Below are 27,000 nucleotides of genomic sequence, written 5' to 3'. Positions count from 1 at the left end.
ATTTCAGAGAGACAGGCGTGGCAAAGATTCATCATCAGATTGCGCAGGAGCTGGGGGTTCGCGACGAACAGGTCGAGGCGGCGGTGACGCTGCTCGACGGCGGCGCCACGGTGCCGTTCATCGCGCGATACCGCAAGGAGCTCACCGGCGCGCTTGATGATGCCCAGCTGCGTACGCTGGAAGAGCGGCTGACGTATTTGCGCGAGCTCGAGGAGCGCCGTACCGCGGTGCTCAATTCGATCCGCGAGCAGGGCAAGCTCGACGCCGCGCTCGAGGCTCAGATCATGGCCGCCGACAGCAAGGGCCGGCTCGAGGACATCTATCTGCCGTACAAGCCGAAGCGTCGCACCAAGGCCGAGATCGCCAAGGAGGCCGGCCTCGAGCCGCTCGCCGATCAGCTTCTGACGCAGCCCGAGAGCGATCCGAACGAGGCCGCGACGCCCTTCGTCAATGCCGAGAAGCAGGTCGCCGACGTCGCCGCGGCGCTCGACGGCGCGCGCGCGATCCTGGTCGAGCGCTTCGCCGAGGATGCCGACCTGATCGGCGCGCTGCGTGAGGAGATGTGGTCGAACGGCATCATGGCCTCGACCGTCCGCACCGGGAAGAAGACCGAAGGCGAGAAGTTCAAGGACTATTTCGATTTCTCCGAGCCGCTGCCGAAGTTGCCGTCGCATCGCATCCTGGCGCTGTTCCGCGGCGAGAAGGAAGAGATCCTCGACCTCGCCATCAAGCCGGAGGCGCAGGAGCCGGTCGTAGGCCAGCCCGGCCTCTACGAGCTCAAGATCATGAACCGCTTTGCGATCTCCAACCAGGGCCGCAAGGGCGACAAATGGCTGACCGAGACGGTGCGCTGGGCCTGGCGCACCAAAATCCAGATCCACCTCAACATCGATTTGCGGCTGCGGCTGTGGACGGCGGCCGAGACCGAGGCGGTGCGCGTGTTCGCCTCGAATCTGCGCGACCTCTTGCTCGCGGCGCCGGCCGGCGCGCGCGCCACCATGGGGCTCGATCCCGGGTATCGCACCGGCGTCAAGGTCGCGGTGATCGATGCGACCGGCAAGGTGGTGGCGCATACGGCGATTTTCCCGCACGAGCCGCAGCGGCGCTGGGATGAGGCGCTCGCCATTCTCGGCAAGCTCGCGATCGAGCATGGCGTCGAGCTGATTGCGATCGGCAACGGCACCGCCTCGCGCGAGACCGACAAGCTCGCCGCCGAGCTCGTGAAGCGGCTGCCCGAGCGCAAGATGACCAAGATCGTGGTCTCCGAAGCCGGCGCATCGGTCTACTCGGCCTCGGCCTTCGCCTCGAACGAATTGCCCGACCTCGACGTCACCATTCGCGGCGCGGTCTCGATCGCGCGGCGCCTGCAGGATCCCTTGGCCGAGCTGGTCAAGATCGATCCGAAGGCGATTGGCGTCGGCCAATACCAGCACGATCTCGGCGAGGCCAAGCTCGCCCGCTCGCTCGATGCCGTGGTGGAAGACTGCGTGAACGCGGTCGGCGTCGATGCCAATACCGCCTCGGTGCCGCTGCTCGCGCGGGTGTCGGGCATCGGCCAGGGACTGGCGCAAAGTATCGTGCAGCACCGCGATGCCAACGGCCCGTTCAAGTCGCGCAAGGCGCTGAAGGAGGTGCCGCGGCTCGGCCCGAAGGCGTTCGAGCAGTGCGCCGGCTTCCTGCGTATCAGCAATGGCGAGGATCCGCTCGATTCATCCGGCGTGCATCCGGAAGCCTATCCGGTCGTGCGCCGCATCCTCGAGGCGACCAAGAGCGACATCAAGGCGCTGATCGGCAATGCCGACGTGGTGCGGGGTCTCAAGCCGCAATCCTTCGTCGACGATACGTTCGGATTGCCGACCGTCACCGACATTCTGCGCGAGCTGGAAAAGCCCGGCCGCGATCCGCGTCCGGCGTTCAAGGCGGCGGTGTTCAAGGAAGGCGTCGAGGAGGTCAAGGACCTAAAGAAGGGCATGATCCTCGAGGGCACCGTGACCAACGTCGCCGCATTCGGCGCCTTCGTCGATATCGGCGTGCACCAGGATGGGCTGGTGCACATCTCGGCGATGTCGCGGAATTTCATCAAGGACCCGCGCGAGGTGGTGAAGCCCGGCGACATCGTCAAGGTCAAGGTGCTGGACGTCGAGGTCGCGCGCAAGCGCATCGCGCTGACGCTGCGGCTTGACGACGAGATCGGGCCGAAGAAGGACAATGCGGCGCCGTCGCGCGATTTCTCCCGCGGCTCCGGCAAGATGACGTCGTCGGCTCCGCGCCGGCCGCAGGAGCAGTCCGGCGGCGGCGCGCTCGCCGACGCGCTGCGCCGCGCGGCCGAGAAGAACGGACGCGGCAAGCCGACCTGAGCCGCGGAGGAGGGCTTCGAGCCGAGTTCGCCGCCTTGTTCGAAATCGACCACCTGACGCTTCTGGCTGAGTTGCCTAAGCTGTCCCCGTCATCCTGAGGTGCGAGCTCTTGCGAGCCTCGAAGGATGCACGGCCCCATTTCTGGCCGATTCATCCTTCGAGGCCCGCTCCGCGGGCACCTCAGAGCCTGACTGAAAAATGGGTGAGTGATCTCAGTGGGGTGTGATTCCATCGGATTTGCAAAGATTCGAGGGAGAGCACGATGCCCTGGACCAAGATCACTCGGGAGCAATATCGGCGGGACGATCTGCGTTATGCAAGCGATATGACCGATGCGGAGTGGGCGGTGATCAGACGCCTGTTGCCGCGAGCGAACCGGCGCGGCCGGCCGCGTAAGACGGAGCTGCGTCGTGTGATCGAAGCGATCCTCTATATCGTTTCGACCGGCTGCCAGTGGCGGGCGTTGCCGCAGGAGTTCCCGCCCTATTCGACGGTGCAGGGCTATTTTTATAGATGGCGGGATACAGGCCGGTGGCAGAGGATTGTCAGCGTGCTTGTCCGACGGGCGCGAAAAAAGCTTGGACGGACACCGAAGCCGACGGCAGCCGTGATCGACAGTCAAAGTGCGCCAACCACGCAAGCTGGCGGACCGCGCGGCTACGATGCAGGCAAGCGCATCTACGGCCGCAAGCGGCACATTGTGACGGATACCAATGGCCTCCTCCTTGGGGTTCATGTTCATCCGGCCAACGTTCAGGACTGCCATGGCGCCGTACCGCTGCTGAAGAACGTGCGGATGAACTTCCCCCGGCTGCGCCACGTCTTTGCCGACCGGATCTACCGCGGAAATCAACTCCTCGACGCGCTCTCAGACTGCGGTCCATGGACTGTCGAGATCGTCGAGCGGCCCCAAGGCGTCAAAGGCTTCCAGCTTCTGCCGAGGCGGTGGGTGGTTGAACGCACATTCGCTTGGTTCGGCAGATGCCGCCGCCTCGCCAAGGATTTCGAGGCGACGGTGGCAACCGAAGCTGCCTGGCTGCTGATTGCACACATCAGGCTCCTGACCCGCAGACTCGCGGCCGCAGCTAAGGTTGGGTGATTTATGAGTCAGACTCTCAGGATGACGGGGCCGAAGGGGGCCGTCCCGGCTACAGCTCTCCGGCAGCAAACCTCGCCAGCGCATCCGCGACGCCCTTGCCGTAGGCCGGGTCGGCCTTGCTGCAATTCGCGACGTGCCGTTCCTGGATGTGCTTCGACGCGTTGCCGACCTGACGGGCGGTGTTGTCGAACAGGGCCTGCTTTTGCGCGGCATTCATCTTGCGGAACAGGTCGCCCGGCTGCTGCCAGTGGTCGTCATCCACGCGATGATCCCAATGCGCGGCCGCGCCTGACAATTCGAGTGGCGGCTCGTTCAGCTGCGGCTGATCGGTCCACTCGCCATGGCTGTTCGGCCAGTAGGTCAGCGTGGCGCCCAGATTGCCGTCGGTGCGCATCGCACCGTCGCGGTGATAGCTGTGGAATGGGCATTTCGGCGCGTTGACCGGGATCTGGTGGTGGTTGACGCCGAGCCGGTAGCGCTGCGCGTCGCCATAGGAGAACAGGCGGGCCTGCAGCATCTTGTCAGGTGAATAGCCGATGCCGGGCACGACATTCGCCGGCGTGAACGCCGCCTGCTCGACCTCGGCGAAGAAGTTCTCCGGATTGCGGTTGAGCTCGAAATACCCGACCTCGATCAGCGGATAATCCGCCTTGGGCCACACCTTGGTCAGATCGAACGGATTGAACGGGAATGCCTTGGCCTGTGCATCCGTCATCACTTGGATAAACAGCGTCCAGCGCGGGAAGTCGCCGCGCTCGATGCTCTGGAACAGGTCGCGCTGGTGGCTCTCGCGGTCCTTGCCGACCAGCGCCTCGGCCTCGGCATCGGTCAGGTTCTGAACGCCCTGCCGGGTGCGGAAATGGAATTTCACCCAGACGCGCTCATTGTCGGCATTGATCATGCTGTAGGTGTGGCTGCCGAAGCCGTGCTGGTGACGGAAGCTTTTCGGGATGCCGCGCTCGCTCATGACGATGGTGACCTGGTGCAGCGCTTCCGGCAGCAGCGTCCAGAAATCCCAGTTCATGTCGGGGTCGCGCACCCCCGTGCGCGGATGCCGCTTGATGGCGTGGTTGAGGTCGATGAAGCGCAAGGGGTCGCGGAAGAAGAACACCGGCGTGTTGTTGCCGACCACGTCCCAATTGCCTTCATCGGTGTAGAATTTCAGCGCGAAACCGCGAATGTCGCGCTCGGCGTCCGCCGCGCCGCGCTCGCCGGCGACCGTCGAGAACCGCGCGAACATCGGCGTCTGCTTGCCGATCTCCGAGAACATGCTGGCCTTGGTGTAGCGCGTGATGTCGTGGGTGACGGTGAAGGTGCCGTGCGCGCCGGCGCCCTTGGCATGCATCCGCCGCTCCGGGATCACCTCGCGGTGAAAATGCGCCAGCTTCTCGATCAGCCAGACATCCTGCAGCAATGCGGGTCCGCGCGGCCCCGCCGTCAGGATGTTCACATTATCGGCAACGGGGGCGCCGGAGGCGTGGGTCAGAAACGGTCTTTTGGTCTCGTCGCTCATCGAAAGCTCCTTGCTGAAGGTCAGCACTTCGCCGTCCCGGCGCCCGCAGGGAGGCCAGGCGAAAGGTGATTGCATCGCGGGTTGGATGACGGCCGCGGGGAGGGCAGAGTCCGGTGATTGACAAATTGTGAAGCGGGTCTGCGATCCCTCGACGCCGTCGTTGTTCTCCGACAGCTGCAGGATTAAGAACCGCGGCCGATCGATTCAACGAGCGCTATCCGCCGATTCCAGCCAAATGTCCGTCGATCCCGGCCAACGCAATCGTGGCCGCCGGTCCGGGCAACTGCCGCTCGGTATGCCGGCACGCGAATTCTAAATCCGGTGTCAGAATCTGGCGCATTTGTCAGTTGAAGTCGGGCATCGGCTTGCGTCTTCTGATCATGCTCGCGTGCGGCGATACGAGTTCGCCGCGGTCCCAATCAGGGAGGATTTCATGAAGAACAGGCTTCTCACGTGTCTCACGGCAGCGACGCTCGCTGTCAGCGTTGCGCTTGCACCCGCTGCCCTCGCCAGAGGCGGCGGTGGTGGTGGCGGACATGGCGGAGGTGGCTTCGGTGGCGGCCACGGTGGTGCCATGGGTGCCATGGGTGGTGGCATGCACGGTGGCGGCTTTGGCGGCGGCATGCATGGCGGTGGTTTCGGCGGCGGAATGCGTGGCGGTGGCGCGGCGTTCGCCGCCATGGGCGGCGGCGGGCATTTCGCGGGCGGGCACGTTGGTGGTCCCCGCTTCGTCGGTGCACCGGCGATCGGCCCGCGCTTTGCCGGCGCCAGATTCCACGGTTCGCGCTTCTTCCATCATGGCGGCTTCTTCCGCCACCACCGCTTCCATCGCTTCGCATTCTTCGGCGCGCCCTATCTCTACGCCGGCTATGACTACGGCTGCTACCGCAGGGTATGGACGGCTTACGGTCTGCAATGGGTCAATGTGTGCGGGGACTATTGGTGATAGCCCAACCAACCGCACCGTTGTCGCGGTCGTCGCCAGACGTTCCATCCTGCCCCGGAATGGGATAGTCTGGCGGCGATCGTCGCGGGGCGGCCGCTCGGAGAGTTTGAGAACTCGGAGAGTTCGACACAACTCAGAGAGTTCAGGAATATGACCGGTGCTCACCGCCGCATTCTCGTCGTCGAGGACGACCCGGAAACCGCGGATCAGCTCGTCGAGGAGCTCACCACCAGCGGTTATGATGTGGATCTGGCGGCGAACGGCCGCGAGGCGCTGAGCCAGGGTGCGGCGCGCGACTATGCCGTGATCACCATCGATCGCATGCTGCCCGACATCGACGGCATCACGGTGATGCGTCAGATGCGCGACGGCGGCATCGCAGTGCCGTTCCTGATCATCAGCGCGCTCGGCGAAATCGACGACCGGGTGCGTGGCTTGCGCGCCGGCGGCGACGACTATCTTGTCAAGCCGTTCTCCTTTGTCGAACTGCTGGCGCGGCTGGAGGCGCTTGGCCGCCGCAGCGAGACCGTTGCAAAGGAGACCATCCTGCGGGTCGGCGATCTCGCGATCGATCTGATTTCGCGGACGGCGAGCCGCCGCGGCCGCAGGATTCCGCTGCTGCCGAAGGAATTCCAGCTGCTCGAATACCTGGCGCGCAACGAGGGCCGCGTGGTGTCGCGCGCCATGCTGCTGCGGCATGTGTGGGACCTGCACTTCGATCCCTCGACCAACATCATCGACGTCTATGTCGGACGTTTGCGCCGCAAGGTCGACGACCAGCAAGCATATCCGCTGATCCACACGATCCGCGGCATCGGGTACTGCCTCCGTGCTCCTGGCTAAGACCCTCAAGTCGTCGACGTTCCGCCTGGCGTTGATCGCCATCGGTGTCTTCGGCCTGATCGTCTCCGCGATCTTCGCCTATGTCTACTGGTCGACGTTGTCCTATGTGCGCGACAGATCCGACCGCGCGATCATGACCGAGCAGGCGAGCCTCGATGATGCCTATGCGCGGTCCGGCCGCGATGGACTGACCGCGTTGATCGCGCAACGCGTCGCGGACAAGGGCTTTGCCGATCATGTGTATTTGTTAGTCGGTCCCGGATCGACCGTGCTGGCGGGAAATCTCAGACAGTGGCCGGCGGGCGCTGCCGAGAAGGGATGGGCTGAATTTCGTGCCTCCCTGCCACAGCTTTCCTCGGGCCCCTCCCTGCTGCGAGGCGTGACGGAAACCCTGTCAAACGGCGATCGGCTGCTGGTCGGCCATGACATCAGCGATCTCGACGGCTTCATGGCGCAGATCAGGGCCGCCGGCATTGCCGTCGTCGTGCTGATCATCGGGCTTGCGGCTGCTGCCAGCATCGGCGTCACGCGGCGAACCGTCGGCCGGATCGAGTCGATCAATGCGACCAGTCGCGCTATCATGCTCTCCGGCCTCGACCAGCGCATCCCGCTTCGCGGCAGCCATGACGAATGGGATCGCGTCGCCGAGAATCTCAATCTGATGCTGGACCGGATCCAGACCTTGATGGGAGACGTCAAGCAGGTCAGCGAAAATATCGCCCACGACCTGCGCACGCCGCTGACCCGGATGCGCGGCCGGCTCGAGAAGGCCTATCACGCCCCGCGGAGCGGCGAGGGGGATGCTGCGCTGATCGGCGACACCATCGCCGATCTCGACGCGGTGCTCGGGATGTTCGCGTCGATCACGCGGATTTCCGAGATCGAGACGCGAGCTCGCAAGGGTGCGTTTCGCACCGTCAATCTCGTCGAGATCGCCGCCGAGGTGGTCGAGCTCTACGATGCCGCGGCTGAGGAGGTTACCACCCGGCTCGACCTTGCCGGCGATCGGGCGGTGCTGGTTACCGGGGACCGCGACCTGCTGTTCGATGCGATTGCCAATCTCGTCGACAACGCCATCAAGCATGGCCGCGCGGGTGGGCGGGTGACGGTGACCTGCGACAACGATGAGCGAGGCGCGGTGATTTCGATCGCCGATGACGGCCCCGGGATACCCGCCGAGCAGCACGACCGCGTCTTCAAGCGGTTCTACCGGCTCGAGCAGAGCCGCTACACGCCGGGCAACGGCCTCGGCCTCAGCTTGGTCGCGGCGGTCGCGAGCCTGCACGGCGCACGGATCGAATTGCGCGACAATGCGCCGGGATTGTTGTGCAGGCTGGTCTTTCCCGCCGCGGAAACGTAGGGATGGCCGAGGGCGTCTGTGGTTCTACCCCTGGGTGCCGATGCACGGCTCACACCTCAGTCAACACACGTCGTCGTCGTGGCGAAAGCCTAGGACCCATTACCCCGAATGACAATTGTGATGCTGCGCTGGGCCCACGATCTCGTTTACATTCAGATTCGGTGGTTATGGGTTTCGCCAGGACGACGATGTGGTAAGAGCAGGTCAAAACCTCCCCGCCATCTCCACCAGCCGCCGGTGCGCCGCCTCGCGGGCGGCGCGGATCGGCTCGGTGGGCCCGGTGGTAGGGCCGATCGGTACGAAGCGCACGTCGCTGATGCCGATGAAGCGCAGCGCCTCGCGCAGATAGGGCGTTGCCATGTCGATGCGGCCGCGGTTCATGCCGGTGACGAAGTCGCTGCCGCTTGCGAGGATCACGATCGTCGGGCGGTCCTTGAACAGCGGCAGATAGCCCTGCGCCGAATCGAAGCGGAAGGCCAGCCCGGGCTGGATGATGACGTCGAGCCATTGCTTGAGCTTGTAGGGAATGCCGAAATTCCACATCGGCGTCGAGATCAGCACGCGATCGGCCAGCGACAGCCGCAGCGCGAGGCGCTCGACGATTGCGAAGGCGTCGTGCTGCGAACTGGTGAAGCTCTTGCCGTCGATCCGGGCGTATTTGGCCTCGAGCAGATATCCCTCGAATTCCGGCAGCGGCTCGCGCCAGAGGTTCATCGCGTCGATCTCCCAGTCCGGCCGCGCATGACGGAAGCGATCGAGAAAGGCACGCGCGCCGGCCGCCGATTCCGAATCGGGGCGCGGTGAGCAGTTAAGGTGCAGCAGCTTCGGCACCGCGCCTCCCTAGCCGAGTGCCTTGATCACGGTGTCGGCGTTGGTCACGACGGAGACGTTCTGGAGCGCGAAATTGATCGCGGCGTTGTGCCAGTCGGCATTCATGGTCGAGCAGCAATCCTCCGGCACGATCATGAAATAGCCTTTGTCGGCGCCGGTGCGCGCGGTGTGCTCGACCGACATGTTGGTCCAGGCTCCGGTATTGATGATCATGTCGCGGCCGGTTGCCTTCAGGATGGTCTCGAGCCGGGTGCCTTCCCAGGCGCTCATCCGCATCTTCTCGACCACGAAGTCGCCCGGGCGCGGCTCGAGTCCCGAGACCGGTGCCGCGCCCCAGCTGCCGCGCACCATCGCCTTGCTGTCGACCAACCCCTCGAACAGCGGCGCGTTCAAGGTGATGCCGGGCGCGCCCGGCTCGACGACGAACCAGACATGGATGATGGCGACGCCGCGCGCCCGCGCAGCCTCCGCCACGCGGCGGACATTCTCGACGACATGCTGCTGGCGGGCGTGCGCGGGCGCACCGGACTCGGCGAACGCGCCGCCGTCCATGATGACGTCGTTCTGCATGTCCTGGATGATCATCGCGCAGCGTTGCGGATCGAGCTGCATCTCACCGGCGGCGAGATTCGGCGCAGGCCTGGACGAAGCGGCACCCGCGCCGCCGCGCTTGCCGCTCATATAGGGCTCGTGGCGCGGGCCGACCTTGGTCGGGATCGCATAGACCGAATGGGTCGCGGTCAGATAGAGCGTGCGGAAGTCGGCGCCGCCCCAGACGAGGTTGGCGACGAGCTCGGGCAGGCGGACCTTGCCGAGCAGGTCGGCGGCGGGCGAATAGACCCAGACGCCGCCGGGCGCGGTGACCCAGACATTGCCGCGCTGGTCGCATTTCATGCCGTCGGGCAGGCCGGGCTCGAGCTCGGAGCGGATGCCGGAGGCGAACACGCGCGGATTGGTGAGCGAGCCGTCGGCATTGACGTCGAAGGCGCGGATCAGCGCCTGCACGGTGTCGTTGACATAGAGGATGCGCTCGTCGGGCGAGAAGCACAGCCCGTTCGGCTGCTCGAACAGGTAGCGGTCGACCAGCAGTTTCGGCGCGCCGCCGCCGGGCGGCACGCGGTAGACGCCCTGGAAGCCGAGCTGGCGCGGCCGTTCGACGCCATAGACCGGCATGCGGCCGTACCAAGGATCGGAGAAATAGATCGCGCCGGAGGAATGCACGCAGACATCGTTCGGACTGTTGAGCTCCTGGTTCTCGTAATGCGAAGCCAGCACCTCGCGCCGCCCGTCGGGCCGCTCGCGGATCAGCGAAGACGTCGCGTGCTCGCAGACGATCAGATTGAGGTCCGCGTCATAGGTCATGCCGTTGCATTTGTTCGATGGCCGCCTGACCTCGACGACGCCGCGCCGCGCATCCCAGCGCCGGCGCACATCGCCCGGCATGTCGGAGAACAGCAGGAAATGATCGGCCGGATGCCAGATCGGTCCCTCCGTGAAATCGAAGCCGGTCCCGACCTGGCCGACCGGCGCGTAGGGATCGATCAGGTCTTCGAACTCGCTGCGCAGCGTGACATGCGTCATCGCCTCGATCCTCTACGCCGGGAACCAGTTGCGCTGCGGCAGGCTCTGCACGACAGGCCCGGGTACCTGGTCATGCAGGCGGCCGACCACCATGCCGCCCTCGATCTTGGCCGGGCGATCGTGCACAGGAAGCAGATAGCGGGAGCTCGAGAGCAGCTTCTTGATCGCTGCCTTCTCGGCGCGCTTGCTGGTGCCGTGGTTGCCCGTGGTGCGCGGCTCGGCGTCGTGGATCTCGTTAAAGGGATTCACGATCTGGTCGTTGAAATCATAGATCACGTCGCCGCAGATCGTCGCAATCCCGTCGGCGGTGTGGACATGGATGTTCATCGAGCCTTCGGTATGGGCGTTGGCAGCGTCGCAATAGACGCCCGGCATCAGCTCGACCGGGCCGGTGATTTCGAGGTCGAGAAAGCGCAGCGCGCTCTTGGTGTGCAGGCGGTCGATCAGGTGCTTGATGTCCGGCGCCGGATACTGCGGGTGCATCAGGCCCGAGACGGAGTATTCCAGCTCCTTGCGGTTCAGCACGACGGTCGTGTTCATCGGGAACAGGTCGTCCTTGCCGGCATGGTCGATGTGCAGGTGGGTGTGACAGACGAAGCGGACGTCGCCCATCCGCACGCCGTGGCGGGCGAGCTGGTTCTCGATCATGTTCTCGTGAAACTGGAGCCCGCGCATGCCGAGCGTCTCCATGATCTGGTTGGAGCGATAGCCGGTGTCGACCAGCACGGGATAGGGGCCGCCGAGGATCAGGAAGCCGAGCGTCAGCACGCGGCGGGTGCGGCCGCAATTGTGCCCGAGCACGAGGAAGCTCGATTCCAGCTCGATATCGCCATAGTCCAGAATCTTGATCTCTAGCGGCATCTGTCTCCCTCCCAATTCGTGTTCGTTGTTATGTTCGACCCCGCGGTGCGGCTATGGCTGTAGCCGATAGACCCGCGCCGCCGTCGTGCTGAAGATCGCATCGCGCTGTTCGGGGCTCAGCCGTTCGGCTGCCGCCTTGAAAGCGGCGACGAGTTCGCGATAGCTGGTCCACAGCTTCTCGATCGGAAAGTTCGAGCCGAACAGGCAGCGGTCGGCGCCGAAGATCGCGACGGTATCGGTCACCACGCCGGCGATATGCGCGGCATCGTTGCGATGGATGAAGGTGCCGAGCCCGGACAGCTTCGACACCACATTCGGACATCGCGCGAGCCGCGTCATCCCGCTGCGCCAGGCGGCGCGGCCCTGCGGCGACAGTGCCTCCAGCATGCCGGCATGCTGCAGGATGAAGGTCACGTCAGGGCAAGCCTCCGCGAGGCCGGCCGCATCGGCCATCTGCGGCGCGAATACCTGCAGGTCAAAACTCCAGCCGTAGTCGGCGAGGTGGCCGACATTGCGCCGGATCACGGGATCATTGCAGAGATCGGCACGCGCGGCGAAGCGGTACAGCGGGTTCTCGTGCCAGTGCAGCTGCATGCGCACGCCGTGCACCAGCGGATAGCGCTTCAATCGATCGAGTTGCGGGCGGACGTCGGCGACGGAGAAATCGGCATAGGCGACGAGGGCGTGCGGCCAGCCGTGCTGGTCCGCGGTCTGCTGCACCCAGGCGGCTTCGTCCTCGAATTGGCCGTTCGGCCAGTTGGTCTGGACATAGACCGAGCGGTTGACGCCGGTGCCCTTGAGGTCGCCGAGATACTCCTCGATCGGATAGTCGCGGCGGATCGGCTCATAGGGGCCGAAGATGCGCGGCTGCATCGGGCCGGACAGCCAGGCGAGATCGGCCTGCCGCCAGATGTGATGATGTCCGTCGACAATGCCAGTCACGCGGCTCTCCTTGTTCCAAGCGACAGCAGATGCGCGACAACAGCCGCGCTGGATCCGCCGTCCACGAGATCGTCGACAAAGCGCTGGATCGCGATCAGCGCCTCGGTTTGCGGCGTGAAGCCGGGCGAGGTTGCGAGCGGCGTCAGCCAGCTGACGCGCCAGGCCCGCCGCGACAGTTTTGCCACGGCATCGCGCAGCGCAGCCGGATCGCCGCGTTCCAGGCCGTCGGAGACGATCACGACCGCGGCGCCGCGGGCATATCCGCCGAACCGCGGCACGGCGAGGAACGCCTGCAGCGCATCGCCGATCCTTGTGCCGCCGTCCCAGTCGCTGACCAGGAAGGAGGCCGCGTTCAGCGCCTGCTCGCGCCGCTTCAGCCGCAGCGCCGGCGTGACTCGGGTCAGTCTTGTGCCGAAGGTGAAGACCTCGACATTGCCGGCCGCCTGCACCAGCACATGCGCGAGCTTCATGTTCTCCTCGGTGCGTGCCTTCATCGAGCCGGAGACGTCGATCAGGAACAGGATCTTGCGCGGGCGCTGGCGGCGTCGCATCCGCCCGAGCCGCAGCACCTCGCCGTCATTGCGGACGCTGTCGCGCAGCGTGCGGCGCAGATCGGCGAACGGACCACTGCGTGCACGGCGGCGCCGGTGGCCGCGCCGTCGCGGCAGGCGCCTTGCCGCCTCGCGCGACAGCTTTCGCAGCGGATCGCTGGTCGCGGTCTGGGCAAAGCGGCGCTCGACCAATGCCTCGGCGCGCGCCGCGGCGAGGCCGGACTCATTGGCCTCGTCGGCAAGCGGCGGCTCGTCCTCGCCGCGGCCTTCCTCCTGCAGGCGAACGGTCTCCTCATCCTCACCCTCGGCCTGCTCGATCGCCTCGGCGCCGCGGAAGTGGATGTCGAACAGCCGGTCATACGTCGCCCGGCGCTGGGGCGGCGGCGCCAATGTCGCGAGCCCGGCCAGGCGGATGTGCTCCAGGCTGCGCGGACCGAGCAGCTCGATTGCCGCGAGGAAGCTCGTCGTCTGCTCCGGCGCAACCGAAAAGCCGTTGGCGCGCAGCAGCGCGACGAACGAAACAAATATCCGCGCGGCGCGCGGCAGCTGCAGGTCGTCGTTCACGCGGCCGCCTCCGCGATGATCGCATCGAGCCGGGGCGAAATGAAATGCAGATCCTCCTCGTCCTTCAGCGCGACGCCGATCGAGCGTTTGAACGCGTCCGGCCAGCGCGCGCCGCCCTTGTTGAGCAGGGTCGCGGCCTCGGCCCAGTCGACCGCCTCGGCGATCCCGGGCGCCTTGCTCAGCGGCTCGCGGCGCAGCCGGCCGACGGCGGCGACCACCGCGCGGGCGGTGGCCTCGGCGACGCTGGACGCCCGCATCATCACGATGCGCGCCTCGCGCTCGGCATTCGGATAATCGATCCAGTGATAGACGCAGCGCCGCCGCAGCGCCTCGTGCAGATCGCGCGTCCGGTTCGACGTCAGCACCACGACCGGATGCTCTGCAGCGCGCACCGTGCCGCGCTCGGGGATCGAGATCTGGAAGTCGGAGAGGAATTCGAGCAGGAAGGCCTCGAACTCCTGATCGGCGCGGTCGATTTCGTCGATCAGAAGCACCGTCGCGTCGGGCGCGCGCAGCGCGGCCAGCATCGGGCGCTCGATCAGGAAGGCGTCGCCATAGATATCGATGCTCTCCTCGCCGGCCTGCCGGATCGCCAGCATCTGGCGCGGATAGTTCCACTCGTAGAGGGCAGCGGCGGCGTCGATGCCTTCGTAGCATTGCAGGCGGATCAGCCTGCGGCCGAGCACGGCGGCGATCGCTTTTGCAGCTTCGGTCTTGCCGACACCCGGCGCGCCCTCGAGTAACAGCGGCTTGCCCAGCGCAAGCGAGAGATAGGAGGCGGTCGCGATGCCGTCGTCGGCGAGATAATAGGCCGCGCGCAGCGCCTTCTCCAGCGCCTCTGGGCTGTCGATGCCGACGATGTTGCTGCGGACCGGCATGGAGAAACCTCAGCGCCGTGGCTGCGGACGCGCGCCGCCTTGCGCCCTGATGGCGCGCAACACCTTTTCCGGCGTGATCGGGAGATCGTCGATCCGCACCCCGACCGCGTTGAAGATTGCGTTGGCGACCGCAGGCAGCACGGGATTGGCGCACATCTCGCCCGGTCCCTTGGCGCCGAACGGACCGTCGGGCGCCGGGCGTTCCAGCACCGCGATGTCGTGCGGGCAGATGTCGCCCGGACCCGGCATCAGATATTCGACGAAGTCGCGCGGACCGTGCACCGGCTCCGGATAATAAGGCTCCGGCGTCTCGTAGAGCGCGTGGCTGACGCCCATCCAGGCGCCGCCAACCAGCTGCTGCTCGACCAGCCGTGGATTGAGCGCGCGGCCGAGTTCATAGGCGGAGTCCATCCGGACCATGTGGACCTCGCCGGTCTCGTCGTCGACCTCGACCTCGGCGACCAGGCAGGCATGCGCGTAGCATGTCGCCGGCGACATCTCGCCGGTCTCGGGGTCGACGTCGGACAGCGGCACCAGGAAGATACCGCGGCCGGAGATCGTCTTGCCCTGCTTGAACTGCGCGGCGATGGCGACGTCCTTGGTGGAGATCGAGCGATGCGGCGCGCCCTTGACGTGGATATTGCCGCGGCCGTCGGTCTCGAGGTCGGCGGCATTCACCTCCAGTTCCTCGGCGGCGGCCTCCATCATCACACCGCGTGCCTCGCGCGCAGCCGCCATTACGGCGTTGCCGACGCGATGCGTGCCGCGCGAGGCGAACGAGCCCATGCAGTGCGGGCCGGTGTCGGAATCCGCGGTGTCGACATAGACGTCCTCGACCGGCACGCCGAGCGTCTCGGCGCAGATCTGCCGCGTCACCGACTTCATGCCCTGGCCGAGGTCGATCGAGGACAGCGCCACGGTGAACTTGCCGCTCGGGTTGGAATGCACCAGCGCCTGGCTGGGATCGCCGCCGAGGTTCATGCCGATGGGATAGTTGACCGACGCGATGCCGCGTCCGCGATGCCGGGTCATGGTCAGCGCCTCCTGGTGCCGAAGACGGAAGAGAAGCGGGTGGCGCCGTGCGACGGCGCGCCCGGCCGCGGCGGCGGAGACGACGGTGGCGGCGAAGAGGGCGGCGGTGGCGGCGGCTCGCGGGTCGCGGCCGGCGCGCGGTCATACGTCGTGCGCTGCTGGGATGGTGAGGCCGGCGGTGCATGCGGCTCGCGCGGGGTCGGCGTCACGGCGGCTCGCGCGCCGCCACCATCCTTGCGCGACGACATCCGCTTGAAGTCTTCGCGGAGCGGCCACTTGGCCTTCTCCGCTGCGACCTGCACGCATTCGATCAGCGCGGTGTTCTTGGCCTCGCGGCGGTGCGCCTTCATGTCGCCGTCGCGATACGCATTGAGGATCCGGAACTCCATCGGGTCCATGCCGACGAGATGGGCGAGCTTGTCCATCTGGCATTCGATGGCGAAATCCATCGCGGTGACGCCGAAGCCGCGCATCGCGGTCGCCGGCGTGCGATTGGTGAAGACGCAGTAGACGTCGCCATGAACGTTCGGGATCGTGTAGGGGCCGGGCAGATGGGCGGCGCATTTCACCGCTGCATAGCTCGACAGCCGCGTATAGGCGCCGCTGTCGAAGTAGGCGCGCACCTTGCGGGCGACGATGCGGCCGTCGCGCATCACGCCGTCCTTGATGTAGATGCGCTCGGCGCCGCGCGGCGGCCCGTACTGCATCTCCTCCTCGCGCCCGAACACATAGCGCACCGGGCGACCGGTCAGCATCGCGCCGAGGATGCAGAGCGGCTCGGTCAGCGTATCGACCTTGCCGCCGAACCCGCCGCCCACGGTGCCGCCGATGAAGTGGAAGGTGTTGGAAGGCACGTCGAGGATCTTCGCGCAGGTGTCCACCGAGAAGAACAGCGCCTGCGTCGAGGTGTAGACGATGTAGCGGCCGTTGGTGTCGGGAGCTGCGATCGAGCCGTTGGTTTCGGTCGGCGCGTGCTCGATCGGCGACATCTGGTAGCGCTGTTCCAGCACATGGTCGGCCGTCGCGAGTGCGCGGTCGGCATCGCCGAAGCGCAGCTGCTGGTGATCATAGGTCTCGTGATAGGTGAAGGTGTTCTTGGGATAGACCTCGTTGACCACGGGCGCGCCCGCCTTCAGCGCCTCCTCGACGTCGAACACCGCCGGCAGCGGCTCATAGTCGATCTTGACCTTTGCGATGGCCTCATAGGCCTCGCGCGGGCTGTCGGCGACGATCGCGACGATGGGTTCGCCCTTGTAGCGCACCTTGTCGACCGCGAGCGAGGGCTCGTCGTCCTTGCCGAAATTGATCAGGCTGAGCAGCGTGTTCAGGTTGCGCGGCACGTCGGAGGCGCGGATCGCACGCCGGACCCCCTGCGACCGCTCGGCCTCCGAGGTGTCGATGCGGCGGAGTCTTGCATGGGGATGCGCGCTGCGCACCACCTTCAGATGCAGCATGCCCTGCAGCTTGTGGTCATCGAAATAGGGCGAGGTGCCGGTGACATGGCCGAGCATATCCTGGCGCTGCGTGCCTTTGCCGATCTCCTTCAGATCGTCGTCGCGCTCGTCGGCGAAGATGTCCTTGCGCAATTCCAGCATGGCACTATTCCCTTACGCACGCGCCCGGCCGCCGGAAGCGGCTGATAGCACGGCGTTGATGATCGGCTCGTAGCCGGTGCAGCGGCAGATGTTGCCGGAGATCGCCTCGACCACTTCGGCGCGGCTCGGCTGCGGATTGCGGTCGAGCAGCGCCTTCGCGGCCATCAGCATGCCGGGCGTGCAGTAGCCGCACTGCGCGGCGAAATTGTCGGCGAAGGCGCGCTGCAGCGGGTGCAGATTGGGGCCGTCCTTGACGCCGTCGAGCGTCTCGACCGAGCGGCCGGCGACCGTTTCGGCGAGCGTCAGGCAGGAGAGATGCAGCTCGCCGTCGATCAGCACGCTGCAGGTGCCGCAGCCGCCCTGGCCGCAGCCGAACTTCGGCGTCATGTCGCCGATCAGTTCGCGGAGCGCGACCAGAAGGTTGGTGCCGCCGTCGACGAAGATCGCGACGTCACGGCCGTTATGCTGGAATTGAAGGGCAGTCTTGGCCATCACGAATTATTCCTGACCGGACAACAGACGGCGGAGATGCACGCCGACGATCTCGCGGCGATACCAGGCGCTGGCGAGCGCATTGTCGCCGGGTGACGTTCCCTCAACGGCTGCCGCAGCAGCTGCGCTGATGGTGGAGGCGTCGAGCGCGCGGCCTTCGAGCGCGCGCTCGACGGCACGGGCGCGGATCGGCGTCGGCGCCATCGAGCCAAGCGCGACGCGGGCGCCGACGATGCGGCTGCCGTTAACGGGCAGGTGCGCCGCGAGCGTGATCACCGCGCCGCCGTTGGGCTTGATGCGCGCGATCTTGCGGTAGCGGAAGGCCTCAATGCTGCCGGGCCTGGCAAAGGAGATCGCCAGCACCAGCGATCCGGCCTGCCGGTCGCGCGATTGCAGGAACTCCTCGATCGGAATCTCGCGCCCGCCGAGGCCGCCCTGGACGGACACCGTGGCATCAAGCGCGAGCATCGCGACCGTGAAGTCGCCATACGGCACCGGCGCGAACAGATTGCCCCCGACGGTGCCCATGTTGCGCACCGCCGGCCCGCCGATCGAGCGCGCCGGGGCGTGCAGGAAGGCGAGGTCGCGTTCGGCCAGGACGCGGGCGAAGGTGACGCCGGCGCCGAGCGTGATGCGCGAGCCGGTGGCATCGATCCGTGTCATCGCTTGGTCGCTGGCGCGCACGATGGTCGAGATCGAGATGTCGCCCTCGTTCAGCGCCCGCATCACCAGCGTGCCGCCGCCGAGATAGCGGGCGCTGCGATCCGAGGACAGCGCCGCCGCGGCGTCATGGGTGCTGGTGAAGGTCTTCACCGTGACTGGCATGATGGTGCTCTCCGCTTACGCGGCCTCCTTCAGATGCCGGCGGATGGCGTTGAAGCCGGCCTGGTAGATGTCTTCCGAAACCATCCGCGTGATGCGCTCGCTGTCCTCGGTTCGCGTCGTGAAGCGCGACTCCCAGTGCCAGAAGGTGCGGTCACCATCGGTGACCGGCAGCAGACGGACATGCGCCACGTAGTTGAACATCGGGATCGGCGTATCGAGCAGGCAGTAGCTGAACGATTGCTCAAGATCGGACAGCGCCAGCAGTTGCTCGCGCAGCTCGGCGCCGTCCTTCAGCTTGAAGCGCCTGACGCAGCCGATCTTGTCGGACGGCTGGGCGCGCTCGATGCCGCTGCTCGCGACCGCCGGATGCCAGCGGTCATGACCGTTGAAATCGCGCAGCACGGCCCACACCGCATCGGTCGGCGCATCCAGGATCGTGCTTTTGACGATATGCGGCACGGTCTATCCTCCGAACGCCCGCTTCAACGCGTCGAAGCCGCCCTGGAACACGCCGCCGCCGATATTGTTGACGAGCTCCGTCTCGCGCTCCGGCGCGCAGTCGAATTCGGCGGTCCATTCCAGGAAGGTCTGGTCGCCGTCGGTGACTGGCGTGAGCCGCAGCGTCGCGACGTAGTTCTCGACGCCCATCGGCGATTCCAGGATCGAATAGGTGCAGAACATGTCGTAGTCGGACAGCCCGAGCAGCTTCTCGCGGATGCGATCGCCGTTGCGCAGCCGGAAATCCCTGACGCAGCCGATCTTGTCGGAGGGCTCGCCGCCCTCGATCCGGCTTTCGGCGATCGCGGGATGCCAGTTCGGCAGCCCGTTGAAATCGCGGACGCGGGCCCAGACCCGGTCGTTGCGGGCGTTGACGACGGTGGAAACGTAAACCCGTGCCATGGCGTGAGCTCAGTCCTTCTTGCGCGGCGTGCGCTCAGGTCGCGCCGGCTCGCCGCCGCCCTCGGGCGCCGGCGGCTTTTCCTCGGCGCCGCTCTTGCGCGCGGAGTCCTTGATGCCTTGCATGTCTCGGGCTTCGCGGATCAGGCCGGGCATCTTGGCGAGGCTGCCGCCCTCGACGCCGATATCCGAGAGGATCGAGTCGATCAGCGGCGCCTGCACGCGGTAGCGCAGCGCCGAGTCGATCACTTCGTCAGTGGCGCTGCGTCCGGTGCCGTTGCCATGCCCGTTGCCGTTGAGGCCGTCGACCTGGAGGATGCGGATGCCCTCGATCTTCTCCATCGGCTTGACGCTCTCGCGCACGATGCCCTCGATCCGGTCGAGCAGCTTGCGGCGGAACAGCGAGTAGCGCGCCTGATCGGTCAGCACGTTCTCGGCCTCGTTAAGCAGACGCTGCGCCTCGGCCTCGACCGTGGCACGGACCCGTTCGGCCCCGGCTGCGATCCTGGTTTCCTCGGCCTGCTTTTCGGCGAGCAGCACCTCGACGGTCTTGCGCCGCTTTGCGATCTCGCTTTCGCGCGCGGTGACGACGCGTTCGGCCGCTTCGGTGGCGTGGATCCGGGCGTCCTCGGCCGCGGCTCGTGCCGCGGATTCTTCCAGTGATTTCTGATGCAGCGCGATGGCCTTTTCCATCAGCGCGGTCTCGACATCCTTCTCGCGGTTGACCTCGAGCTTGCGTAGCTCGCGCTCGCGGCCGATGCGGGCCTCGTCGAGGCCACGGTCGGAGGCGATGCGGGCGCGTTCGACCTCCTCGCGGGCGACGATCTCGGCCTCCTGCAGCGACTGGTTGCGAGCGACCTCGAGCTGTTCGATCGCACGGCGCCGCTCGATCCGGGCCGCCTCCAGCGCCTGCTCGCGGGAGACGTCGGTGGTGTCGATGTCCTTGCGCGCCACAATTTCGGCCTGCCGGACCTGCCGGTCGGCATCGATCCGCTCGGAGCGCTTGGCGGCGAGCGCGATCACGCGCTCCTCGTCGGCGAGCTCGATCGCCTTCTTCTGGTCGATGTTGAGCACTTCGCGGGTCCTGGAGGAGGCGATCCGCTCACTCTCCAACGTCAGCTCGACATCGATGCGCTGCCGCTCGATGGCGTCGCGGCGCTTCAGCTCGGCGGCCTCGATCGCCTCGGTGCGCGCGATCTCGAGCCCGCGGGTTTCGCGCTCGGCGCGGATGCGCTGCGCGGCGACCGACTTCTCCTGCGAGATCCGCGCCGCCTCGATCGCCTCGCGGGAGGCGATATCGGCTTCCTCGATCGCGCGGGTGCGGGCGATCTCGAGCGCCCGGACGTGCTCTTCCTGGGCGATCCGCGACGCTTCGGTGGCTTCGCGGGCACTGATCCCGGCGATCTCGACCGCCTGGTTGCGCTCGATCTCGAGCTTGCGTGTGGTGTGGTCGGCGGCGATGCGCTCGGCGGCCAGCATCTTCTCGCGCGCGATGCGGGCGGCCTCGACCGCCTTCTGCGCCTCGATCTCGGCTTCCTGGATGGTGCGAACCTGCTGGATTTCCAGCGCGCGGGTGCGCTCGTCCGAGGAGATGCGCTCGACATTGACCGTCATGGTCTGGGCGATGCGCGCCTTCTCGGTGGCCTCGCGCGCGGCGATCTCGGCCTCGTCGACCGCGCGGGTGCGCTCGATCTCGCGGCGCCGGGTCTCCTCCTCATTGGCGATGCGGGCATCGGTGACGACGCGGTCCTGCTGGATCCGGGCCTTCTCGATCGCCTCGCGAGCGGCGATCTCGGCTTCCTCGACCGTGCGCATCCGCTCGATCTCGCGCTGGCGCACCTCGCGCTCGGAGGCGATGCGGGTGGTGTCGACCGAGCGCTGGTTGGCGATCCGGACCTTCTCGATCTCCTCGCGCGCCAGCAGCTCCTTCTCTTCGACCGCCCGCGTCCGCTCGATCTCCTTGTGCCGGGTCTCGCGCTCCGAGGCGATGCGTGCTTCGGTGATCGCCTGCTCGTTGGCGATGCGCGCTTTCTCGATGGCTTCGCGCGCCGCAATCTGGGCCTGCTCCGACTCTGTCTCGCGCAGCGCGCGCTCGCGGGCGACCTCAGTGCGCTGCAGGGCACGGCGCATCTCGATGTCGCGTTCCTGCTCGAGACGGGCGGTCTCGCTTTCGCGCTCGATCTCCAGCGCCTGCCGCTCGGCCTCGAGATTGCGGGAGCGGATCTTGATCATCGAGTCCTGCTCGATGTCGTTGCGCAGCTTGCGCTTGGCCTCGATGTCCTCCATCAGGCGGGTCAAGCCTTCGGCGTCGAAGCGGTTCGAGGGATTGAAATATTCGAGGTCGGTCTGATCGAGATCGGTGATCGCGACCGACTCCAGTTCGAGGCCATTCTGCGCCAGTGCTTCGGCGGCATTGGCCTTGACGCGCGCCACATAGTCGCCGCGCTGCTCGTGCATCTGCTCCATCGTCATCTCGGAGGCGACTGAGCGGATCGCGGAGATGAATTTGCCGGAGAGCAGGGTGTGGAGCTGCTCGGGCTCCATGGTGCGGCGGCCGAGCGTGGCGGCAGCGATCGAGACCGCTTCGCGGGTCGGCTGAACCCGGACGTAGAAATCGGCCTCGATGTCGACGCGCATGCGGTCGCGGGTGATCACCGCGTCCTGCCTGGAGCGCACGATCCCCATCGGCAGCACGTTCATGTTGACCGGCGTGTAGTCGTGGATGAAGGGCAGCACGAAGGCGCCGCCATTGATCACCACGCGCTCGCCGAGGAAACCGGTGCGGACGAAGGAGACCTCCTTCGACGAGCGGTGATACAGCCAGTTCACGACATAGACGATGATGACGATCGCGACGATTGCGACGATGAGCCAGAGGATCAATTCACCGACCAGCATCCCCGACATCTCTTCCTCCCTTGGTCACGGCGGCTAGCGCGCGCCGATCGCCTTGAATTTGCGAACCTGATCCGTGAGCGCCCGCTCGACCGGCAGGCGTTCCATCGAGGAGGCGCCGTAGAAGCCGTGGCAGTTGCGGGTCTGCTTCATGATGAAATCGGCATCGGCGGGGTCCGCGATCGGACCGCCATGCGCGAGCACGATGATGTTCGAATTGACGCTGAGCGCGGCCTCGGCCCAGGCCTCGATGCGGGCAGGGCAGTCGGCGAGCTTTGGCGCGGTCTGCGCGCCGATTGTGCCGCCGGTGGTGAGGCCCATATGGCAGACGATGATGTCGGCGCCGGCGATCGCCATCGCGGCAGCCTCCTGCTCGCTGAACACATAGGGCGTGGTCAGCATGTTCTTCTCATGCGCCTTCGCGATCATGTCGATCTCGAGCGCATAGGACATTCCGGTCTCTTCGAGATTGGCGCGGAAGGTGCCGTCGATCAGGCCGACGGTCGGGAAGTTCTGCACGCCGGCAAAGCCGATCGCCTTGAGCTGGTCGAGGAACACATCCATGTCGCGGAACGGATCGGTGCCGTTGACGCCGGCGAGCACCGGCGTCCTGGTCACGACCGGCAGCACCTCGCCGGCCATCTCGACGACGATGGCGTTGGCATCGCCATAGGGCATCAGGCCGGCGAGCGAGCCGCGGCCGGCCATGCGGTAGCGGCCGGAATTGTAGATCACGATCAGGTCGACGCCGCCGGCCTCCTCGCATTTCGCCGACAGTCCGGTGCCGGCGCCGCCGCCGACGATCGGCTCGCCGCGTGCGATCATGGCGTGAAACTTCTTCAACAGCGCTGCGCGTTCAAACCTGGCCATGGGTCACCTCGCCACTCTCCGCCGACCACCGGCGCGTCCGAGCAAGGGGCGGAACGCGCTGACGATGGCGGCGCTGAACTCGGGATCGTTGATATTGCGCTTGATGTGGATGATCTGCCGGTTGCCGGTCTGGCGCACGGTGCGCTCCAGCGCGCGGAACAACGCTGCATCGGCCTCCGGGTCCCAGAACGGCTGGCCGGGTGCATCGAGCGCGGAGACGCCGCCCTCGGCCAGGAAGAAGCGCACCGGCCCGTCCATCTGGTTGAGCCGTTCGCCGATCCAGCGGCCCATGCGCTCGTTCTCTTCCGGCGTGGTCCGCATCAAGGTGACCTGCGGATTGTGGATGTGGAATTTGCGCTGCCGATAGCGCTCCGGGATCGTGTCGGGTGCGCCGAAGTTCACCATGTCCAGCGCGCCGACCGAGCCGACATAGGGCACGCGGCTGCGGACGATGGCGCCGAAGCGATCCTCGGTCGCCGGGAACACGCCGCCCATCAGGAGGTCGCAGACCTCGGTCGTGGTGAGGTCGATCACGCCGGCGAGTTGGCCGGACTCGACCAGCTTCTCCATCGAGCGGCCGCCGACGCCGGTGGCGTGGAAGACGAGGCACTCGAAATCCTCGCGCAGGTCCGCCGCGATCTTCTGCACGGCCGGGGTGGTGACGCCGAACATGGTGATGCCGATCGCCGGAAGGTTCGCGCCTGCGCTGCGCTGCTTGCCGGCCTGCTCATCGAGCTGCGCCTTAACCATGCCGACCAGCGCATGAGCGCCGTTGCCGAGCACCGTGCGCGAAATCGAGTTGAGACCCTGCACGTCGGTCACCGAATACATCATGGTGATGTCGGCGGGACCGACATAGGGACCGACGTCGCCGGACGCGACCGAGGAGATGATCAGCTTCGGCACGCCGACCGGCAGCGCGCGCATGCCGGGCGCGACCAGCGACGCGCCGCCGGAGCCGCCGGCGGAGATGATCCCGGCGATATTGCCCTGGCGACGCAGCCATCGCTCGAACGCCTCCGCCATCGCCGTCACCGAGGCGCCGCGATCGGCGCCGAACACGCCGGAGCCGCCGCGGCCGTGGTTCAGTGCGATCTCCTGCGCGGTGACATCGCAGCTCGCCGCTTTGCCGCTGGTCGAGACGTCGACCAGTCGCGTGCGCAGGCCGCTGCCGGCGATGATATCGCGGATGAAGCGCAGCTCGGCACCCTTGGTGTCGAGCGTGCCGACGATGAGGACGACCGGTGGCCCGGACGTTCGGGAGGTCGTCGGTTCGCGTCGCTGCCGGGTTGCCTCCTCGAGCCGAGTGACCCCGGTGGACTGCGTCCGTGCGGCGGCCTCGATGCGGGCGATCGGCACCGGCTGCGACCAGCGGGTCGGCAGCACGGGATTGGAGACGTAGATGCGGGTCGGCCCCTTGCGTTCCGGCTGCGGGGCACCGGCCGCTTCGGCCTTCGCCGGTGCTGGCTCGGCGTCGGTCTCGTCGGCGCCATGGGTGCCGACGCCGAGCAACCGCTGCTGCAGCTCGCGGTCGGTTGCAAGGCGGGCGGAATCGATGATCCGGTTGATCCGGCCATTGACCATGATGGCGACGTTGCGCGACACCGCCGTCGCCACACCGATGTTCTGCTCGATGACCAGCACGGAGATGTCGCCCTCATCGCCGAGCCGCAGCAGCATATCCTCGACCTGGGCGACGATCACGGGCGCAAGGCCTTCGGTCGGCTCGTCCATGATCAAGAGATGCGGATTGGTCAGCAGCGCACGCGCGATCGCGAGCATCTGCTGCTCGCCGCCGGACAGCTGGTTGCCGCCGTTGGTCTTGCGCTCGGCGAGGCGCGGGAAGGTGTCGTAGATTCGCTCGATGGTCCAGGCGCCGCGCCGCAGGCCGCCGGCAAGCGCAAGGTGCTCGTCGACGGTCAGCGACCGCCACAGGCGGCGGCCCTGCGGCACATAACCGACGCCGAGCCGGGCGATCCGTGCCGGATTGAGCCGCGTGACCTCTTCGCCGCGAATCCGGATCGAACCGCCGCTGGCACGCACGAGGCCCATGATCGCCTTGCACAGCGTGGTCTTGCCCATGCCGTTGCGGCCGACTACCGAGAACACGCCGGACTCGAGCGTGAGATCGACGCCCTGCAGCGCATGCGAATGGCCGTAATAGACGTCGAGGCCCTTCACCTCGAGCGCGGGCATTGCGCGGCGGTCATTCATGGCCGCCTCCGAGATAAAGCTCCTGCACCTCGGGATCGGATTCGATCTCGCGCGGCAGGCCTTCCTTGAAGATGCGGCCGTTGTGCATCATCGTCACGCTCTCGACGACGCGCAGTGCGACGTCCATGTCGTGCTCGATGATGATGTAGCCGATATGCGCCGGCAACGAAGTCAGGATCTCGATCAGCTCGCGCCGCTCGGTCGGCGACAGCCCCGCCGCCGGCTCGTCGAACAGGATGAAGCGCGGCGCGCCGGCCAGCGCCAGCGCGATCTCGAGCTGCCGCTGCTGGCCATGTGCGAGCTCGGCGACGCGCTGGTCCTTCACGCCGCTGAGGTGAACCGCCTGGACCAGCGTTTCGGTCGCGTGCATCAGCGCATCGTTCTGCCCCGGGCGCAGGAACGAGAACCGGCCACGCGAGACGCCACGGCAGGCGAGGTAGACGTTGTCCTGCACCGTGAGGCCGGGGAACAGCGCCGAGATCTGGTAGGTACGGCGTAAGCCCCGGCGGATCCGCTCATAGGGCGGGAACTGGGTGATGTCCTCGCCGAAGAAGCGGATCGTGCCGGAGGAGGGCGGGAAGTCACCGGTGATGCAGTTGAACAGCGTGGTCTTGCCGGCGCCGTTCGAGCCGAGCACCGCGCGCCTTTCGCCCGGCCGCACAGTGATGGTGACGTCGGTCAGCGCCGCCAGCGCGCCGAACAGCCTTGTCACGCCGCGCAGTTCCAGCGCCGCGCCGGCGCCGACCACGGACAGCCGCTGCGCGACGCTATCCATGGCGGCCTCCGCCTGAACGTTGCGTCGAGGATGCATTGCGCTGCCGCCAGCGTTCCCACAGGCCGATCACGCCATCCGACGACCAGAACACGATGGCGAGGAAGCCGAGCCCGATCAGCAGCCGGAAGCGGTTGCCGTCGAGCCCGAACTTGATCAGCACGTCGAGCGCGAAGGTCCGCAGCAGCACGAAGATCAGCGCGCCGATGAAGGGTCCGATCGGCCGCGTGATGCCGCCGACCACGGCGATGATCAGGACGTCGATGCAGGCTCCGACGCTGACCGAGCCGGGCGAGATCTGCCGGTAGTTCCAGACCTGCAGCACGCCGCCGAGCGCGGCGATGAAGGCGGCGAAGGCGTAGGCCGCGATGCGGTGCGCATTGGGGTTGAAGCCGAGCGCCGCCATGCGGCGGGAATTGTCGCGGACACCCTGCAGCGCGAGGCCGAACGGCGCCCGCGAGACATACTGGACGGCGAAGTAGCAGATCGCGGCGACGCCGAGCGTGACATAATAGAAGGCGATATCGGCGCGCCAGTCGACGCCCCAGAACTGCGGCGTCGCGACGGTGTTGATGCCGGTGTGGCCGTTGAAGATCGCCCAATTCTGGTTGGTAAAGTAGTAGAACGCGGCGCCGATCGCGAGCGTAATCATGATGGTGTAGATGCCCTCGGTGCGCACCGCGAGCGCGCCGCCGAGCGTGCCGAACAGCGTCGCGAGCGCCAGCGCCATCGGGGTTGCCAGCCACCATGGCCAGCCGAGGCTGATATTGGCGTTGCCGCTGATGCCGAACACCGCGACCATGTAGCCGGCGAAGCCCGCGATGGTGAGCTGCATCAGGCTGACCATGCCGCCATAGCCGGCGAGGAACATCAGGCTGAGCGCGATGATGCCGAGGATCAGCGTGGTGGCGAAGATCTCGATCAGAAAGAAGCCGTTGGCGATCAGCGGCATGATCACGAGGATCAGCGCGACCAGCCAGGCCGCCGGGTTCTGGAATTCCGGCCAGGCACGGATGAAGGCGCGGCGGGTCGCGTTGGCGGACGGGTCGGGGCGGAACTGGGTGCTCTGCAGCAGCGACATC

Annotated in this window: 23 protein-coding genes; 5 read left to right on the top strand and 18 right to left on the bottom strand. The window is 66.7% G+C overall.

What is annotated here, in order from left to right; all coding sequences use genetic code 11:
- Positions 1-17 precede the first annotated feature (17 nt).
- The gene (locus tag ACVMB1_RS26030; RefSeq protein WP_141340393.1) at positions 18-2,357 is read left to right on the top strand and encodes a Tex family protein; all 2,340 of its coding nucleotides are present in this window, start codon (positions 18-20) and stop codon (positions 2,355-2,357) included.
- 262 nt (positions 2,358-2,619) lie between these two features.
- A complete protein-coding gene (locus ACVMB1_RS26025; protein WP_076824982.1) occupies positions 2,620-3,456 on the top strand; it encodes an IS5 family transposase in 837 nt (278 codons plus the stop codon).
- A 49-nt stretch (positions 3,457-3,505) separates the two neighbouring features.
- Here ACVMB1_RS26025 and ACVMB1_RS26020 read toward each other — a convergent pair whose 3' ends face one another.
- A complete protein-coding gene (locus ACVMB1_RS26020) occupies positions 3,506-4,969 on the bottom strand; it encodes a catalase (RefSeq protein WP_253589226.1) in 1,464 nt (487 codons plus the stop codon).
- Positions 4,970-5,402: 433 nt separating this feature from the next.
- Here ACVMB1_RS26020 and ACVMB1_RS26015 point away from each other — a divergent pair, with 433 nt between their 5' ends.
- The 3 genes from ACVMB1_RS26015 (at position 5,403) to ACVMB1_RS26005 (ending at position 8,118) form a co-directional block, all read left to right on the top strand.
- Positions 5,403-5,915, top strand: a complete 513-nt coding sequence (locus ACVMB1_RS26015) for a hypothetical protein (protein ID WP_200844556.1) — start codon at positions 5,403-5,405, stop codon at positions 5,913-5,915.
- Positions 5,916-6,065: 150 nt separating this feature from the next.
- Complete coding sequence (locus ACVMB1_RS26010) at positions 6,066-6,758, top strand: response regulator transcription factor (RefSeq protein WP_028333329.1); 693 nt, start codon at positions 6,066-6,068, stop codon at positions 6,756-6,758.
- A complete protein-coding gene (locus ACVMB1_RS26005) occupies positions 6,745-8,118 on the top strand; it encodes a sensor histidine kinase (RefSeq protein ID WP_141343221.1) in 1,374 nt (457 codons plus the stop codon). Before ACVMB1_RS26010 ends, ACVMB1_RS26005 begins: the two co-directional genes overlap by 14 nt.
- Before the next feature lie 204 nt (positions 8,119-8,322).
- Here the strand turns inward: ACVMB1_RS26005 and ACVMB1_RS26000 are convergent, their stop codons facing one another.
- The 17 genes from ACVMB1_RS26000 to ACVMB1_RS25920 are packed head-to-tail and all read right to left on the bottom strand — an operon-like array spanning position 8,323 to position 26,999.
- Positions 8,323-8,949 carry an FMN-dependent NADH-azoreductase gene (locus ACVMB1_RS26000; protein ID WP_141343220.1) on the bottom strand — a complete coding sequence of 209 codons (627 nt, stop codon included), beginning with the start codon at positions 8,947-8,949 and terminating at the stop codon, positions 8,323-8,325.
- 9 nt (positions 8,950-8,958) lie between these two features.
- A complete protein-coding gene (locus ACVMB1_RS25995) occupies positions 8,959-10,530 on the bottom strand; it encodes an isochorismatase family protein (RefSeq protein ID WP_141343219.1) in 1,572 nt (523 codons plus the stop codon).
- 12 nt (positions 10,531-10,542) lie between these two features.
- The gene (locus ACVMB1_RS25990) at positions 10,543-11,391 is read right to left on the bottom strand and encodes an MBL fold metallo-hydrolase (RefSeq protein ID WP_026193286.1); all 849 of its coding nucleotides are present in this window, start codon (positions 11,389-11,391) and stop codon (positions 10,543-10,545) included.
- Positions 11,392-11,442: 51 nt separating this feature from the next.
- Entirely contained in the window at positions 11,443-12,333 is an 891-nt protein-coding gene (locus ACVMB1_RS25985) for an amidohydrolase family protein (RefSeq protein WP_456814847.1), read from the bottom strand.
- On the bottom strand, positions 12,330-13,448 hold the full coding sequence (locus ACVMB1_RS25980; protein WP_141343217.1) for a vWA domain-containing protein: 1,119 nt from the start codon (positions 13,446-13,448) through the stop codon (positions 12,330-12,332). Before ACVMB1_RS25980 ends, ACVMB1_RS25985 begins: the two co-directional genes overlap by 4 nt.
- The gene (locus ACVMB1_RS25975; protein ID WP_028338483.1) at positions 13,445-14,326 is read right to left on the bottom strand and encodes an AAA family ATPase; all 882 of its coding nucleotides are present in this window, start codon (positions 14,324-14,326) and stop codon (positions 13,445-13,447) included. Before ACVMB1_RS25975 ends, ACVMB1_RS25980 begins: the two co-directional genes overlap by 4 nt.
- 9 nt (positions 14,327-14,335) lie before the next feature.
- Entirely contained in the window at positions 14,336-15,358 is a 1,023-nt protein-coding gene (locus ACVMB1_RS25970) for a xanthine dehydrogenase family protein molybdopterin-binding subunit (RefSeq protein ID WP_456814846.1), read from the bottom strand.
- A gap of 2 nt (positions 15,359-15,360) precedes the next feature.
- The gene (locus tag ACVMB1_RS25965) at positions 15,361-16,953 is read right to left on the bottom strand and encodes a xanthine dehydrogenase family protein molybdopterin-binding subunit (RefSeq protein WP_253638792.1); all 1,593 of its coding nucleotides are present in this window, start codon (positions 16,951-16,953) and stop codon (positions 15,361-15,363) included.
- A 12-nt stretch (positions 16,954-16,965) separates the two neighbouring features.
- Positions 16,966-17,445 (bottom strand): (2Fe-2S)-binding protein, encoded by a 480-nt coding sequence (locus ACVMB1_RS25960; protein ID WP_141343042.1) that lies wholly within the window; start codon positions 17,443-17,445, stop codon positions 16,966-16,968.
- A gap of 6 nt (positions 17,446-17,451) precedes the next feature.
- Positions 17,452-18,270, bottom strand: coding sequence for an FAD binding domain-containing protein (locus ACVMB1_RS25955; RefSeq protein WP_141343041.1), 819 nt, complete (start codon positions 18,268-18,270; stop codon positions 17,452-17,454).
- A 15-nt stretch (positions 18,271-18,285) separates the two neighbouring features.
- Complete coding sequence (locus ACVMB1_RS25950; protein WP_141343040.1) at positions 18,286-18,729, bottom strand: SRPBCC family protein; 444 nt, start codon at positions 18,727-18,729, stop codon at positions 18,286-18,288.
- Positions 18,730-18,732: 3 nt separating this feature from the next.
- Entirely contained in the window at positions 18,733-19,170 is a 438-nt protein-coding gene (locus ACVMB1_RS25945; RefSeq protein ID WP_028338488.1) for an SRPBCC family protein, read from the bottom strand.
- A gap of 9 nt (positions 19,171-19,179) precedes the next feature.
- Positions 19,180-22,074 (bottom strand): flotillin family protein, encoded by a 2,895-nt coding sequence (locus ACVMB1_RS25940; RefSeq protein WP_141343039.1) that lies wholly within the window; start codon positions 22,072-22,074, stop codon positions 19,180-19,182.
- Positions 22,075-22,098: 24 nt separating this feature from the next.
- Positions 22,099-22,932 (bottom strand): phosphoenolpyruvate hydrolase family protein, encoded by an 834-nt coding sequence (locus tag ACVMB1_RS25935; protein ID WP_141343038.1) that lies wholly within the window; start codon positions 22,930-22,932, stop codon positions 22,099-22,101.
- A gap of 3 nt (positions 22,933-22,935) precedes the next feature.
- A complete protein-coding gene (locus ACVMB1_RS25930; RefSeq protein ID WP_141343037.1) occupies positions 22,936-25,146 on the bottom strand; it encodes an ABC transporter permease in 2,211 nt (736 codons plus the stop codon).
- Entirely contained in the window at positions 25,139-25,921 is a 783-nt protein-coding gene (locus ACVMB1_RS25925) for an ABC transporter ATP-binding protein (RefSeq protein ID WP_016847809.1), read from the bottom strand. Before ACVMB1_RS25925 ends, ACVMB1_RS25930 begins: the two co-directional genes overlap by 8 nt.
- The gene (locus ACVMB1_RS25920; RefSeq protein ID WP_253638794.1) at positions 25,914-26,999 is read right to left on the bottom strand and encodes a branched-chain amino acid ABC transporter permease; all 1,086 of its coding nucleotides are present in this window, start codon (positions 26,997-26,999) and stop codon (positions 25,914-25,916) included. Before ACVMB1_RS25920 ends, ACVMB1_RS25925 begins: the two co-directional genes overlap by 8 nt.
- Between the last annotated feature and the right edge of the window lies 1 nt (position 27,000).

This window comes from Bradyrhizobium sp. USDA 4504 (assembly GCF_054063995.1).
The sequence above is the reverse complement of the archived record's forward strand: the minus strand, read 5'-3'. Positions and strand labels throughout refer to the sequence as shown.